The sequence below is a fragment of the Enterobacter sp. Tr-810 genome, assembly GCF_011752765.1.
Taxonomy (GTDB): domain Bacteria; phylum Pseudomonadota; class Gammaproteobacteria; order Enterobacterales; family Enterobacteriaceae; genus Enterobacter; species Enterobacter soli.
Genome location: NZ_VWWW01000001.1, coordinates 30,345 through 48,412 on the forward strand (window position 1 = coordinate 30,345; position 18,068 = coordinate 48,412).

At 60.1% G+C, this 18,068-nt stretch carries 1 protein-coding gene; it reads left to right on the forward strand.

The genetic code is table 11. The features are described from left to right. Positions 1 to 3: 3 nt before the first annotated feature. Positions 4 to 18,009: an Ig-like domain-containing protein gene (locus F3J30_RS00135; protein ID WP_166715210.1), complete on the forward strand. Its 18,006-nt coding sequence runs from the start codon at positions 4 to 6 to the stop codon at positions 18,007 to 18,009. The last annotated feature ends 59 nt before the right edge of the window (positions 18,010 to 18,068 follow it).

Consider the following 18,068-nt stretch of genomic DNA (forward strand, 5'->3'; position numbering starts at 1 on the left):
AATATGAGTAACGTAAAAGTTGTTGATGTGATCATTCGCAAAACGGCGGAGAAAACGAAATTAACTGGCGAGGGAAATCTGTCGGTCTCTATTTCGTCACCGAGCGTGATTGAAATCCAGGGTTCTGCGCAGGACGTGGTGCGTTATGTCCGCCAGGGTAAAGATCTCCTCATTTATATGAAAGATGGCAGCGTTATTCGCTGCAATAACTATTTTGTTGAAGATCCTGAAACCCATAACCAGTCAGAACTGGTATTTAACGATAATCAGGAACTCACTCATATTTCTTTTGCCGATACCGGGGAAGCGTCAGGCGTTGCTGTTACCGAATTATCCGCGCAGGCCACACCCATTAGCAGCATTGAACCTTTCCTGGAGCAGGGAAGTGTTTTAAGCGATGCGCCGTGGGGTTGGATTGCTGGTGCAGCGTTAGGAGGCGGCGCGATCGGTGCCCTGCTGGCTAACGGTGGTGATGGTGAAACCAAAACGAAAGTTATTGATAATACGAAAGAAGTAGAAAGCGCTACGCCGACATTTTTACTGACGGATAAAGCGGGTGATAAGCAGGGGGTGCTGAGTGCAAAAGAGGTCACGGATGATAACACCCCAACCTTTAGCGGTACCGGACAACCCGGTGCGACTATTCAGGTTAAAGACAGCAGCGGCAGCACTATTGCCAGCACTATGGTGGGTACGGACGGCACCTGGACCGTAAAACTCCCGACCCAGACGGATGGGGAACATACCTGGTCTGTCGTGCAAATCGACGGCAGTAAAACCACGTCTGCAGGCAGCATCACCGTGACCGTCTCAACGGCCGATGCCACCGTGACGCTCGCCACCACGGCTGTCGACAACGTGATTAACGCCAGCGAACAATCTGCGGGCTTTACGCTTTCCGGCACCAGCAAAAACCTGGCGCAGGGAACGGAACTGACCGTCTCGCTGAACGGCAAAACCTATACCGCAGAGGTGGGCGAAAATGGCGCGTGGAGCGTGAAGGTGCCTGCCGCCGATGCGCAGGCGCTGGCCGATGGCACCTGGACGGTCAACGTCAGCGGTAAAGATGCGGCGGGAAATACTGTGAGCGGCAGCCAGACCATTGGCGTCGACACCGTTGCGCCAACGCTGTCCATCGATACGATCGCTCAGGACAACATCATCAACGCCGCTGAACACAATCAAGCGCTCACGCTGACCGGTAAAACCGACGCAGAAGCGGGCCAGATTGTCACCGTGACGCTGAACGGTAAAAACCACACCGCCACGGTTGGCAACGATGGGACCTGGTCCGTCACGCTGCCCGCCAGCGAGGTGCAGGCCCTGGCGAATGGGAATCACACGTTAACCGTGAACGTCAGTGATAAAGCGGGGAACGGCGCATCAACCAGCGCTGAATTTACCGTTGATACCGTCGCCCCGGTGGTGACGATCAACACCGTAGCCGACGACAATGTCCTCAACACCGACGAGCAGGGGCAGGCTCAGATTATTTCCGGCAAGGCGAGCGGGGCGGCGGCGGGCGATGTGGTCACGGTTACCCTTGGCGGCCAGACCTTCACCGGCGTGGTGCAGGCGGACGGCAGCTGGAGCGTGGGCGTACCTGCGTCCGTGTTGAGCACACTGGGTGAAGGCAGCCACAGTATTTCCGTCTCCGTGACTGATGCGGCGGGTAATACCGGCAGCGCCACCCATGGCATTACGCTCAGCGGCAATCCACCGGAATTCACGATTGACGCCATCAGCCAGGATAACGTCCTGAATGCGCAGGAGGCAATGCAGCCGCTGAGCCTGAGCGGGACCAGCAATCTGCCAAACGGCAGCGCCATCACCGTGACGCTGAACAACGTTAATTATCAGGCCACGGTCGAAAACGGTATCTGGTCCGTTCAGGTGCCGGTTTCCGACGTACTGAATCTGGCGAACACGCTTTACACCGTCAGCGTGAGCGGCACGGACAGCGCAGGCAACAGCGGCTCGGCCGAGGCCAGTCTGCTGGTCGATACCGTGCTGCCGCAGGTCATCATCAACACCTTTGCGGGCGATAATCTGGTCAATAACGCGGAAGCGGCGGTTGATCAAACTCTCAGCGGACGCGTCACCGGCGCGGTGGCGGGCGATACCGTCTCGGTCTCCGTGGGGGGCAAAAGCTACACCGCGACAGTCGGAAGCGATCTGACCTGGAGCGTGAAAATCCCATCCGCTGATCTTCAGTCGTTTGGCGACGGCGATCTGACCTTCAGCGCCTCGGTCACCAATGCGCACGGAAATACCGGTACCGGCGAGCGTGACATCAATATCAATGCCGAGCTGCCTGGATTGCGCGTTAACACGATTTCTGGCGATGACGTGATCAACGCCATCGAACAGCAGCAGGATCTGACCGTGACCGGCTCCAGTACCCATCTGGCGGAAGGCACGCAGATTACTGTCACCATCAACAACGTTGACTATGCCGCCGTGATAAATGCCAGCGGCAACTGGCAAATTGGTGTTCCTGCATCTGATCTTCAGGCCTGGACGGCAGGGTCTATTACGGTGAACGTCAGCGCGCAGGACGCGTGGGGCAATACCGTTTCTGCGCAACACCCTATCGAACTGGATCTGAACGCCGTAGCGGTCACCATTGATACCATTAGCAGCGATGACATGCTGAACGCGGCCGAAAAAGGCGCGGATGTTACGCTGTCGGGTCAGACGCAGGGTGTGGAAGCCGGTCAGACCGTGGTGATTAAATTTGCCGAGCAAACCTTTACCGCACAGGTGCAGCAGGATGGTTCCTGGAGCCTGACCGTTCCGGCCAGCGCCATGGAAACGCTGATTGACGGACGTGCGCAGGTGAGCGTGAGCGTCACCAATGTCAACGGCAATAGCGCAGAAGCTTCGCGCATTGTCACTGTCGATACGCTGCCACCGACTATCACGCTGGACAACCTGACGTCCGACAACATCATCAATGCGGCGGAAGCGCAGCAGGATCTGGTCGTCAGCGGCAGCAGTAATGCCCAGGCGGGACAGACCGTCACCGTGACGCTGAACGGTAAATCTTACCAGACCACCGTCCAGACGGACGGAACCTGGACCTTGAACGTACCGGCCGCCGACGTAGGTGCGCTGGCTGATGGCACCGTCACCGTGACAGCAACGGTCAGTGACGTGGCGGGCAATAGCAGCAGCGCGGATCGCGTGGGGCTGGTGGATGCCACCGTACCGCAGGTGACCATCAACGACTTTGTCACCGACACCAACACCGTCAACCAAATCGCCCATTCTCAGGCGCAGATCCTGAGTGGCTCCGTCACCGGGGCGGCTGCAGGTGATTTGGTCACCATCACCATCAATAGTGTGGATTACACCACGGTGGTGGATGCTGCGGGTAACTGGAGCCTCGGATTGCCTGCGTCTGTTATACAGGGGCTGGCTGACGGTACCTTGACCATTAACGTCTCTGTGACCGACCAGTCCGGTAATACTGGCAGCAACACGCTGGACGTGGTGGTGAACACCATGACCCCGGAAATCGGTATTAATACTCTGGCGGCGGATGACGTGATCAACGCCACTGAAAAAGGCGAAGAACTGCTGCTTTCCGGGACCAGCAACCAGCCGGAAGGGACCACCATCACCGTGACCCTGAACGGTATTAACTACATCGCCACCACCGATGCCAGCGGTGGCTGGAGTGTCACCGTGCCTGCGTCTGCGGTTAGCGCGCTGGGCGAAGCGAGTTATACCGTGACGGCGAGTGTCACCGACAATGTGGGCAACAGCGCCTCTGCCACGCACGATGTGCTGGTGGACAGTTCGCTGCCGGTGGTCACCATCAATACGCTCGCAGGCGACAACATCGTCAACGCGGCAGAAGTGGCAGCAGGGCAAACCCTGACCGGTAAAGTAAGTAACGCGGCCGCGGGCGATACCGTCACGATTACCCTCGGCGGGCAGACCTATACCGTCACCGTACAGGACGATCTCACCTGGAGCCTGCCGTTAACCGAAAGCCAGTTAACCGCGCTCGGTAACGGCGACCTGATCGTCTCGGCCAGCGTTACCAACGCGCACGGCAATACCGGCTCTTCTTCCCTGGACTTCGTCATTGACGCTCAGCTGCCAGGCCTGCGTATCGATACCGTGGCCGGTGACAACGTGATTAACGTCATTGAACACGCGCAGAACCTGATTGTGTCCGGTACCAGCACCGATCTGGCGGCGGGCAGCATCGTCACCGTGACCATTAACGGCAAAGCTTATTCAGCTACGATCCTGGCGGACGGCTCCTGGCAGGCTGCGGTTCCTGCGGCGGACGTGTCCCAGTGGGCAGACGGCTCAATCACCATCAGCGCCAGCGCGCACGATGCCTCCGGCAACCCGGTGAACATTGGCACCGTCGTGGATGTCGATCTCGCCACGGTGGCGATTAGCATCAACAGTGTGACCGATGACAACGTGCTCAATGCGGCAGAAAAAGGCCAGGATCTGGTGCTCTCCGGCAGTTCCTCTAACGTTGAAGCGGGTCAGACCGTCACCATTACCTTCGCGGGTAAAACCTATACCACCACGGTCGATGCCGACGGCAACTGGACGGCGACTGTGCCTTCTGCGGATCTGGCCGGACTGAAAGAGGGCGACGCCAGCGTGCAGGTCAGCGTGACCAACGTGAACGGCAACTCGGCCTCGACAGCGCAGGAATACAGCGTGGATACCACCGCACCAGCGGTGACCATTAACACCATCAGCACCGACAATATGCTGAATGCAGCCGAGGCGGCGCAGGATCTGACCCTGAGCGGCACGTCCACTGCCGAAGCCGGTCAGACGGTCACTGTGACCTTTAACGGCCATGAGTACACGACGCAGGTGCTGGCGAACGGCAGCTGGACGCTGGACGTACCGGCCGCGGATCTGGCGGGGATCACCGACGGCAACGCGACGGTCACGGCGACGGTATCCGATAAAGCGGGTAACCCGGCCAGCGCGGGGGCGTCCGTGCTGGTTGACACCACTGTGCCTCAGATCAGCTTTAACATCGTGGCGAGTGATGACATCGTCAATATTGCCGAGCACGGCCAGGCGCTGATCGTCTCGGGTAACGTGAGCGGCGCTCAGGCAGGTGATGTCATCACCGTGACCCTGAACGGCAAAGACTACACCGCAATGCTGGACAGCTCCGGCCGCTGGAGCGTGGGCGTTCCGGCGGCAGACGTGGGTGCGCTGGTCAATGGTGAGCAGATCATCACGGCGACCCTCACCGATAAAGCGGGTAACAGCAGCACCGCGACGCATGAGTTTGACGTCTCTCTGACCGCGCCGGTGATTGCTATCAATACCCTTGCGGACGATGACGTGATCAACGCCACTGAAAAAGGTGAGGATGTCATCCTCTCCGGCACCAGCAACCAGCCGGACGGGACCGCCATCACCGTGACGCTGAACGGCATCAACTACACTGCCACCACCGATGCCAGCGGTAACTGGAGCGTCACCGTTCCCGCGACAAACATCTCGGTGCTGGGTGAAGCCAGCTACACGGTGACGGCAAGTGTGACCGACACCGCAGGCAACAGCGCGAGCACCAGCCACAACGTACTGGTTGATAGCGCACTGCCTTTGGTGACCATTAACCCTGTCGCCACTGATGATGTGATTAATGCGGCGGAAGTAGCTTCCGGACAAACTCTCAGCGGTAAAGTGAACGGCGCCGCGAGTGGTGACACTGTCACGATTAATATCGGTGGCAACACTTATACGGCGACGGTTCAGGACGATCTGAGCTGGTCGGTCAATGTAGCGTCTGATGTCTTAACCGCCATCGGTAACGGCGAACTGACCGTGACAGCCAGCGTCACCAACGGCCACGGTAATACTGGCGTCGGCGAGCGCGACATTACGATTGATGCCAACCTGCCGGGCCTGCGCGTGGATACCGTGGCGGGCGATGATGTCATCAACAGCATCGAACATAGCCAGAACCTGATCATTACCGGGACCAGCGAGGGTCTGGCAACCGGCGCGGTGTTAACCGTGACCATCAACGGCAAAACCTACGCGGCAACGGTGCTGGCGGACGGGACATGGAGTGCAGCCATTCCGGCGGCAGACGTGAGCGCGCTGAACGCAGGCACGATCTCGGTATCCGTCGAAGGCGAGAGCACGGCAGGTAACCCGGTTTCCATCAGCCATGATGTGAAAGTCGATCTGGCGACGGTGGCGATCAGCATTGACGCCATTGCCACCGACGACGTCATTAACGCCGTGGAAAAGGGTGCGGACCTGGTGCTTTCGGGCTCCACGACCAACGTGGAAGAGAGCCAGACCGTCACCATCACCTTCGGCGGTAAGTCCTACACCGCGACCGTGGATGCCGATGGCAACTGGACGGCGACCGTGCCGTCTGCGGATCTGGCCGGGCTGAAAGATGGCGATGCCAGCGTGCAGGTCAGCGTGACAAACGTGAACGGTAACAGCGCGTCGGCAGGCCGCGAATACAGCGTGGACGCCACCGCGCCGACGGTGTCTATCGAGATTGTCAGCGATAACAACATCATCAACGCCGCCGAAGCGCAGCAGGATCTGGTCATCAACGGCGTGACGAATGCCGAAACCGGACAGACCGTGACCGTGACGCTGAACGGCGTGGACTACACCACTACCGTGCAGTCTGGCGGTGGCTGGAGCGTGACCGTACCGTCTGCAGATCTGGGTACGATTGCCGACGGTAACTACACTATCAGCGCAGCCGTATCCGATAAAGCGGGCAACCCGGCCTCGGCGGATCGCGATGTGTTGGTTGATACCACGGTGCCGCAACTGACCATTAACACCGTTTCCGACGACGACGTGATCAACAGCGCTGAGCACGCGCAGGCGCTGATCGTCACCGGCTCCGTGACCGGTGCGGCGGCGGGCGATGTGGTGACCGTCACCATCAATAACAAATCTTACACCGCCACCCTGGATGCCTCTGGCAACTGGAGCGTGGGTGTGCCTGCGGCGGATGTCAATGCACTGACTGCCGGGGATTACACCATCACCGCAGCACTGACCGACAAAGCAGGAAACAGCAACAGTACGACGCACGAGGTTGAAGTCAACCTGACCGCTCCGGTGCTGACCATCGACACCGTGTCCGGTGACAATGTGATCAACAACACCGAGAAAACGCAGGATCTGACCATTTCCGGTACTGCTTCTGGTCTGGCTGCGGGCGCAGTCGTGACCGTGATGCTTAACGGTAAAGCCTACAGCGCCACCGTCGATACCAACGGACAGTGGACAACCACCGTTCCGGCGGATCAGGTCGGTCAACTGGGCGAAGCGCTTTACACCGTCACGGCGTCCGCAACGGATAGCATTGGCAACAGCACCAGTGCGTCACATACCGTGAATGTAGAGTCCGTATTGCCGGGCGTAACCATCAACACCGTCGCGGGCGACGATGTGATCAATGCCGCTGAACTGGGCGCAGGCCAAACCATCAGCGGTACGGTGGTAAATGCGCAAGCAGGTAATACCGTGACCGTTACGATTGGCGGTAACAGCTACACCGCAACGGTGCAGAGCGATCTGACCTGGTCGATTAACGTCCCGTCCGACGTTCTGACCGCGCTGGGTAACGGTGATTTGACTGTGTTAGCCAGCGTCACCAACGACGTGGGCAATTCCGGAACGGGCGAGCGCGACATCACTATCGACGCCAACCTGCCTGGACTGCGCGTGGACACCGTGGCGGGCGATGATGTCATTAACAGCATCGAGCATACGCAAAACCTGATCATCACCGGCTCTAGCGATGGCCTGAACGCAGGTACCGCGCTGACCGTCACCGTCAACGGCAAAACCTATCCGGCAACCGTACTGGCTGATGGTACATGGAGTGCCGCTATCCCTTCTGCGGACGTAAGTGCCCTGGCGGCAGGTACAGTTACCGTCACCGTTGCAGGCCAGAGCAGCGCCGGGAACCCGGTCTCTATCGATCACAACGTGACGGTGGATCTGGCGACCGTTGCCATTAGCATTGATGCCATTGCCTCTGATGATGTGATTAACGCCGCCGAGAAGGGCGTGGATTTGGTGCTTTCGGGTACCACCACCAATGTGGAAGAGAATCATACCGTCAACATCACCTTTGGCGGTAAGAGCTACACCGCGACCGTGGATGCAGACGGAAAATGGACAGCGACCGTCCCATCTGCTGACCTGACGAGCCTGAAGGACGGCGACGCCAGCGTGCAGGTGAGCGTCACCAACACCAACGGTAACAGCGCCTCTGCGGGCCGCGAGTACAGCGTGGATGGCACCGCGCCGTCCGTAACCATCAACACCATTGCTTCTGACGACATCCTGAACGCCACGGAAGCGCAGGCTGACCTGACGGTGTCCGGCACCAGCACCGCCGAAGCGGGCCAGACGGTGACCGTGAGTCTGAACGGTAAAGACTATACCGCAACGGTTGCTGCAAACGGCATCTGGACGCTGAACGTCCCGGCGGCGGATCTGGCAGGATTAACTGACGGCAGCGTCACCGTGACCGCGAGCGTCAGCGACAAAGCGGGTAACCCGGCGTCTGTTGATCACAACCTGACGGTGGACGTCACCGTACCGGTTGTGAGCATCAACACCATTGCAGGTGATGACGTGATCAACGTGGCTGAACACGCTCAGGCCCAGATTATCAGCGGCTCCGCCACCGGCGCGGCAGCGGGCGATAAAGTTACCGTCACCGTTGGCGGCCAGTCTTACACCACCGTACTGGACGCGGCGGGTAACTGGTCCGTGGGCGTACCGGCGAGCGTGATTTCCGGGCTCAGCGACGGCACCGTGACGGTCAGCGTCAGCGTGACCGATGCGGCGGGCAACACTGGCAGCGGCACGCATAACGTGACCGTGGACACTGGTCTGCCGTCCGTGGGCTTTAACGCCATCAGCGGCGATAACGTGCTGAACGCAGTGGAGAAAGGTCAGGATCTGAACGTCAGTGGCACCAGCGCCAACCTTGCGGAAGGCACGGTGGTGACTGTGATCCTGAACGGTAAAAACTATACGGCCACAACGGCGGCGGACGGAAGCTGGAGCCTGACGGTTCCGGCGGCAGATCTGACAGGCCTCGGCGAAGCCAGCTACACCCTGAGCGCAACGGCCACCAACGGCGTGGGTAACAGCGTGAGCAACACGGCGAACCTGCTGGTCGACACCGCACTGCCGACCGTCACCATCAACACCGTGGCGGGCGATAACGTTATTAACGCGGCGGAAGTGGCGGCGGGGCAGACCCTGAGCGGTACCGTGGCGAATGCTGAAGCGGGCAACACCGTGACGGTGTCTATCGGCGGTAACAGCTACACCGCAACCGTGCAGAGCGATCTCACCTGGACCGTAAACGTCCCATCTGACGTACTGACCGCACTCGGCAACGGCAGTCTGAGCGTGACCGCAAGCGTCACCAACGGCCACGGTAACACCGGTACCGGTGAGCGCGAGATCGCTATCGATGCCAACCTGCCGGGCCTGCGCGTGAATACCGTGGCGGGCGACGACGTGGTCAACAGCATCGAGCACGCGCAGAACCTGATCGTTTCAGGCTCCAGCGACGGGCTGACAACGGGCACGGCGCTGACGGTTACCATCAATGGTAAAGACTACGCGGCAACGGTACTGGCAGACGGCACCTGGAGCGCGGCCGTTCCGTCAGCGGACGTGAGCGCGTGGCCGGAAGGCACCATGAAAATCAGCGTCACCGGCGACAGCGCGGCAGGTAACCCGATCACCATCAGCCACGATGTCACGGTGGATCTGGCGACCGTTGCCATCAGCATTGATGCCATCGCCACCGACGATGTGATTAACGCGGCGGAGAAAGGGGCGGATCTGGTGTTGTCCGGCGCGACCACCAACGTGGAAGCCGGGCAGACCGTGACCCTGAGCCTGAACGGTAAAATCTATACCACCACCGTAGATGACAACGGTAACTGGACTTATACCGTGCCGTCTGCGGATCTGGCTGGCCTGAAGGATGGCGACGCCAGCGTGCTGGTGAGCGTCACCAACGTGAACGGCAACAGCGCCTCTGCGGGCCGCGAGTACAGCGTGGATGCCACCGCGCCGTCCGTGACCATCAACACGATTGCTTCTGACGATATCCTGAACGCCGCGGAAGCGCAGGCTGACCTGACGGTGTCCGGCACCAGCACCGCGGAAGTGGGACAGACGGTGACCGTGTCGCTGAACGGTAAGGAATACACCACAACCGTAGGCGCCAACGGCGACTGGACGCTGGACGTTCCGGCCGCAGATTTGGCAGCACTCGGCGACGGCAGCGTTACCGTGACTGCAAGCGTGAGCGACAAAGCGGGTAACCCGGCGTCTGTTGATCACAACCTGACGGTTGACGTGACCGTTCCTGCGGTGACCATCAACACCGTGGCGGGCGATGACGTCATTAACGTGGCCGAGCATTCTCAGGCGCAGATTGTCAGCGGCTCCGCGACCGGCGCGGCGGCGGGAGACAAAGTCACCGTCACTATCGGCGGCCAGACCTACACCACCGTGCTGGACGCAGCGGGCAACTGGAGCGTGGGCGTACCGGCGAGCGTGATTTCCGGCCTCAGCGACGGCACCGTGACCGTTACTGTGTCAGTCACCGATGCGGCGGGCAACACCGGCAGCGGCACGCATAACGTGACCGTGGACACCGGTCTTCCGTCGGTCAGTTTCAACGCCATCAGCGATGACAACGTGCTGAACGCGGTGGAGAAAGGCCAGGATCTGAGCGTTAGCGGCATCAGCGCCAACCTGGCGGAAGGCACCGTCGTCACCGTGACTCTGAACGGCAAGCAGTACACAGCGACAACCGCGGCAGACGGCAGCTGGAGCCTGACGGTTCCGGCGGCAGATCTGGCAGGCCTCGGCGAAGCCAACTATACCCTGAGCGCGACGGCCACCAACGGCGTGGGTAACAGCGTGAGCAACACCGCGAACCTGCTGGTCGACACCGCGCTGCCGAGCGTCACCATCAACACCGTGGCGGGCGATAACGTCATCAACGCGGCCGAAGTGGCCGCAGGCCAGGCCATCAGCGGCACAGTAGCGAACGCGGAAGCGGGCAATACAGTCACCGTATCTATTGGCGGCAACACCTACACCGCAACGGTGCAGAGCGATCTGACCTGGTCCGTCAACGTGCCGGAGTCAGTCCTGACGGCGCTGGGCAACGGCGATTTGACCGTGTCAGCAACCGTCACTAATGGCCATGGCAACACGGGTACGGGCGAGCGCGATGTCACTATCGACGCTAACCTCCCGGGGCTGCGCGTGGATACCGTGGCGGGCGATGATGTGATCAACAGCATTGAGCATGGTCAGAACCTGATTGTCACTGGCTCAAGCGACGGGCTGGCGGCAGGCACTACGCTCACCGTGACCGTCAATGGTAAAACCTATGCCGCGTCGGTACTGGCAGACGGCTCCTGGAGCGCAGCGATCCCGGCGGCAGACGTAGGCGCCCTGGCCGCAGGCACGGTGACCGTCACCGTGGCTGGCCAGAGCACTGCGGGTAACCAGGTCTCCATCAATCACGATGTCACCGTCGATCTGGCGACCGTTGCCATCAGCATCGATGCCATCGCCACCGACGACGTGATTAACGCGGCGGAGAAAGGCGCGGATCTGGTGCTTTCCGGCAGCACGTCCAATGTGGAAGAAAACCAGACCGTGACCATTACCTTTGGCGGCAAGTCTTACACCGCGAAAGTCGATGCCGACGGCAACTGGACGGCGACCGTGCCTTCCTCGGATCTTGCGGGTCTGAAAGACGGCGACGCCAGCGTGCAGGTGAGCGTGACCAATGTGAACGGCAACAGCGCGTCTGCGGGCCGGGAGTACAGTGTGGATGCCACGGCGCCAACCGTGACGATTGACACGGTAGCCGGCGACAACGTGATCAACAGCAGCGAAGCAGCTGCGGGCGTGGCCATTTCTGGCACCACTACGGCTGAAGTCGGTCAGACGGTGACCGTAACGCTTGGCGGGAACAGTTACACCGCACTGGTTCAGCAGGGCGGCGTCTGGAGCGTTAACGTGCCAGCCGCCGATCTGTCCGCTCTGGCGGATAACGGCTACACCGTACAGGTTAGCGTGAGTGACGCCGCGGGTAACCCGGGCAGCGCTGGGAAAGCGATTACGCTTGATACCACGCCGCCGACCATCAGCTTTAACGTCGTGGCCGGCGATGACGTCATCAACAGCGTGGAGCATGGGCAGGCGCAGATCGTCAGCGGCACCGCAACCGGCGCCAGCGTCGGCGATAAGCTGATCGTCACCATAGGTTCGAACCAGTACACCACCACCGTGGATGCCAGCGGCAACTGGAGCGTGGGCGTTCCTGCCAGCGACATTTCTGCCCTGACCGACGGCACCGTGACCATCAGCGCGACCCTCACCGACAGCGCGGGCAACAGTAGCACTCAGACCCACGATGTCGTGGTGAACACGGCCTCCGTGGCGCTGACCGTCAACACCCTCAGTGGCGATGACGTGATCAATGCGGCAGAAGCGGGCGCTTCGCTGGTCATCAACGGCTCAAGTGCGCAGTTCGCCAGCGGTACGCAGGTCACTATCACCCTGAACGGTAAAAGCTATACGGCCACCATTCAAAGCGACGGCACCTGGACGACCACCGTACCGGCCGCCGACGTGGGCGCTCTGGCCGATGGCGCGAGCTATCAGGTTTCTGTTTCGGCGCAGGACAGCGCCGGGAACAGCGCGTCGGCGACGCACAACATCAGCGTGGACACCACCGCGCCGGTGATCAGCGTGAATACGCTGTCGGGCGACGACGTGCTGAATGCGGCGGAAGCCCAGCAGCCGTTGACCGTGCACGGCTCTTCCAGCGCGGAAGCGGGCCAAACGGTGACCGTCACGCTGGGTAGCAAAACCTACACCACGACCGTTGCGAATGACGGTACCTGGACGCTGGAGGTTCCGGCGGCAGACCTGGCTGCGCTGAACGAAGGCGCGCTGACGGTTACCGCCTCGGTCAACGATAAAGCCGGTAACAATGGTCAGGCGACACATACCTTAACGGTCGATACCCTTGCGCCAACCGTCACCATCAGCACCGTGGCCGATGACGATATCGTCAACAACGCCGAGCAACTGGCGGGCCAGACCATCAGCGGCACGACTACCGCAGAGCAAGGGCAGACGGTCACCGTGGCCTTCAACGGTCATAGCTATCAGGCGACCGTGGCCGCAGACGGTACATGGTCCGTCTTCGTGCCGGGGCGTGATTTCCTTGGCCTGACCGACGGGGATTACACCATCACCGCAACGGTGAACGATAAGGCGGGTAATCAGGGCAGCGCAACGCACGACGTGACGCTGAACGGTGATGTCCCGACGATCGCCATTAATACCTTCGCCGAAGATGACATCGTCAGCGCGGCTGAACACGGCACGCCGCTGGTTGTCAGCGGCACCACCGACGCGCCAGCGGGCCAGACGGTGACCATTACGCTGAATGGCAAAACCTACACGGCGACCGTGCAGAGCGACGGCAGCTGGAGCTACACCGTCGGCAGCGCAGACGTCACCGCGCTGGCAGACGGCGGTTCCTATGTGATTAACGCCCTGGTGAGCAATACCATCGGTAACAGCGCCAGCGACGATCACACCGTCACCGTCGATCTGACCGCTCCATCAATGGGCATCAGCATTGACTCCCTGCAAAACGATACCGGCCTCAGCGCGAGTGACTTCATTACCAACGACAGCCAGGTGGTGGTGAACGGTTCCCTGACCGCGCAGCTCGGCAATAACGAGAAAGCGCAGATCAGCCTCGACGGCGGGACGACCTGGATTGACCTGACCGTGACCGGCACCACATGGCGTTACACCGATGGCCGTACCCTGATGGACGGTACGTACCAGTACTGTGTGCGCGTTATCGATAACGCGGGTAACGTCGGGGCAACGGACAGCCAGGACGTGGTGATTGATCTGACGAAACCTGCGGCGACGACCATTACCGTGGATTCCATTTCGCAGGATACCGGACTGTCCGACAGTGACTTCATTACCAGTGACAATCAGATCAGCCTGAAAGGGACGCTCGGCGCGGCCCTGGGCAGCGGCGACCACGCCCAGATCAGTCTGGACGGCGGTGCAACCTGGACCGACGTGAGCGTCAGCGGCCTGAGCTGGACGTATGTCGATGGCCGTACGCTGGCCGACGGTGACTACAACTATCAGCTGCGGGTGATTGACGACGCGGGGAATATCAGCGCTACCACCAGCCAGGTAGTCACCATTGATACCGTTGTGCCGGACGCCAGCAAAACGATCGCTATCGACAGCATCAGCGACGATACCGGCCTGAGCAGCAGCGACTTTATCACCAATGATACCTCCCTGACGCTGCACGGCTCGCTCGGTGCAACGCTGGCCGACGGCGAATATGCCCAGATCAGCATCGACGGCGGAGTCACCTGGCAGAACGTGATCGTCACCGGCAACAGCTGGTACTACGTAGATGGCCGTACGCTGGGTAACCAAACCTATGACTACTACGTTCGCGTGGTGGATACGGCGGGCAATGTGGGGTCAAGCGCCCATCAGCAGGTGACGGTCGATACGGTCGCGCCGGATGCCGCGATTACGGTGACCGTGGATAACATTACCGTCGATACCGGCTTCGATAACAACGACTTCCTGACCAGTTCAACCTCGTACACCCTGAACGGGACGCTTGGGGCTGAGCTCGGCGCGGGCGAGTATGTGCAGGTGAGCATGGATGGCGGTACCACCTGGGTTTACGCGACGGTAAGCGGTACCCAGTGGCGCTATAGCGACGCCCGTACCCTGACCGACGGCAGCTACAGTTACCAGGTGCGGGTTGTCGATCAGGCGGGCAACGTCGGGGCCACCACCACGCAGGACGTGACGGTGGATACCCAGGCGCCGCAGTACGGTATCACCATTGACAGCATCAGCGAAGACACCGGGCAGTCCGGGAGTGATTTCATCACCATGGACACCACGCTGACGATCAACGGCTCGTTGGGCAGCGCGCTGGCCAGCGACGAGCGCGTGCAAATCAGCCTCGACGGCGGCAATACCTGGATTGACACTACCGTCACCAACCAGCGCTGGAGCTACACCGATACCCGTGATCTGGCGGACGGGGATTACACCTACCAGGTGCGGATCATCGACCAGGCAGGCAACGTAGGTTCGACCTCATCGCAGGTGGTGACGGTCGATACCACACCGCCTGACACGGTGGGAACGGTGGTCAGCTATACCGACGGGGAAGGTGAACGTACGGGCACGTACGGCGCGTCAGTCGCGACGGACGATACCTCGCCGCTGATCAACGGTACGCTTAACCGCGCTCCGGAAGACGGCGAAATCGTACAGCTTTACCGGGATGGGCTCTTGCTGGGTCAGGTCACAATGAACGGCAGCGCAAGCTGGTCCTATCAGGACAACGGCCTGCTTGACGGGAATCACACCTACATTCTGCGCGTTACCGACAAAGCCGGTAACTACACGGAATCGGATGGCTTTGTGCTGAACGTCGATACCAGCATCCCGACCACCACGGCGACGATTACCGCCCAGACCACCTCGGATACCACGCCAATTATCAACGGCACGGTGTCTGCGGACCTGGTGAACGGGGAATATCTGGTGGTGATTGTGAACGGGAAAACCTATACGTCGCAGACCGGCGGCGCGGTGGTCGTCGACCCTGATCACAATACCTGGTATCTGCAGATCCCGGACAGCGATACCCTGAGCGTGGCGAGTTATGACGTAACCGCGCAGGTGAAGAGCAGCGCGGGTAACGGTAACACCACCGGCACGGCAACCGGCAGTCTGGTGATCGACACCACCTCGGTGAATACCGACTGGGCCACCACGGCGGGGAATAGCAACAACTCAACCATGACCCTCGGCATGAACAGCAGCGGTCTGTGGAATATCATTGCTAACGGACAGTCTTATTCCAGCAGCGATGATTCAACCTATGCCGGGAATACGTTAACTAACACACGTAGCTACTACGTGGTGAGCCAGACTGCCGCTGACTTTGACCGTAACGGCACCCAGGATATTTTCGCAACTGAGAACACCTACTCGGGCTCTACTCAGGTGATGTGGACCTACGATGGCAGCAACTACACTGCCAGCCAACTGGCGATGGGGACCACCATCTGGTACGGCGGCGTGATTGCCTACGATAAAACCGGCGATGGTTATCTTGATCTGGCGTACGGCGATGCCGGTATGGATTCCCTGACCTACCTAGTGAACACCAACGGTGTCCTGTCACCGGATGGCACCGGCGGCGAGGGCGGCTTCTATGGTCAGTTCGATTCCGGGCGTGAAATCTCCGGCGTTGACCTGAACAACGACGGCACCGTAGACATTGTGCAGCATACCAACCGCAGCGGGGCGTACTCGCTCACCGTTATTAACAACAACGGTAACGGTACGCTCTCTATTGGCCAGAACCTGACCAACGTGTTTGTGGCCAACGCCTCGAATACCACCACGGCGGCCTCTATGACGTGGGCGGACTTCAACGGCGATGGCTACATGGATCTGTACCTCGGCAGTAGCTACAACAACAACGGCGGGGTGATTTACTACAACGACGGTACCGGGCAGCTTTCCACCACCAAGAGCGCGGTGGAAGCCTCTAACGCCTCGGCGGGCTATCTGTCGGTGGCGGTAGACTGGAACGGTGACGGGCAGATGGACATCATCAAGCTCAGCACCTACGGCAGCTCCCAGACGGCGACGCTGTTTACCAACAACGGCTATGGCTCAACCTGGACCTCAAGCCAGCTGGCGTCCGGTCTGGCGAACGTCACCGGCGTGGCCGCGGTGGACTACAACTGGGACGGTGCGCAGGATCTGCTGGTGTCTCAGCAAAACGGCAAGGTGGTGCTGGTGCAAAACAGCAAAACCATTGACGACGGCACCGCGATGCATCTGCATATCGTCGATAGCGAAGGCATCAATGCCTACTACGGCAACACGGTCAATCTGTATAACGCCGCGGGCGTGCTGGTGGCCTCGCAGATCATCAACGCCCAGTCTGGTATCGGGTCGAACGATACTTCTGCGCTGGTGAGTTTCTACGGGCTGGACCCGAGCGAAACCTACTCGGCGGAGATCGTGAAGATCACCAACGGGGTGTCGGATAACGTCACCTGGACCGGTCTGGACGCGGGCAACGGCAAAGAGGGCTATGTCCTCACCGCCGAAGCGGCCACCGGTGGTCACAGCGGAACCATTACCGGTACCGGGTATAACGACACCTTTATCGCAGAGGATGGTACCTATACCTATAACGGCTCCGGCGGCTGGAATACCCATTCCGACTACGACACCTGGAGCAATACCGGCGGTATGGACGTAGTGGATTACCGCAATGCCACCTCCGGCATAACCGTTGATTTGCGCCTCTCCACGGCGCAGAACACCGGGTTTGGTACCACACGCTTGCTGAATATTGAAGGGATTAACGGCTCTGACTACGACGACGTGATTACCGGCAACAGCGGTGATAACCAGTTCGAAGGTCGGGGCGGGAACGACACCTTCAACATCGGCAGCGGCGGTCACGATACGTTGCTCTATAAGCTGATCAACGCATCTGACGCGACGGGCGGCAACGGCAGCGATGTGGTGAACGGTTTTACCGTCGGCACCTGGGAAGGGACCGCGGATACGGACCGTATCGATCTGCGCGACCTGCTTTCCGACAGCGGCTATACCGGCACCGGCTCTGCGAGCTACGTGAACGGCGTCGCAACACTGGACAGCAGCGCAGGCAACATCGCCGATTACATCCGTGTGGTGCAGAACGGCAGCAACACCGAGATCCAGGTTGATCTGGACGGCACCGGCGGTCAGTTCTCCCCAACCACGCTGGTGACGCTGAACGGTGTGCAGACGGACCTGGCAACGCTGCTGGCGAATCATCAGCTGTTAATTGCGTAAAACAACGCCGCGAGGAGCGATCCTCGCGGCTTTTTGCGTTTCTTTACATGCATAGCCAT

Coding starts and splice junctions, on each gene's coding strand:
- F3J30_RS00135 (WP_166715210.1), top strand. CDS start 4: ATGAGTAACGTAAAAGTTGTTGATGTGATCATTCGCAAAACGGCGGAG.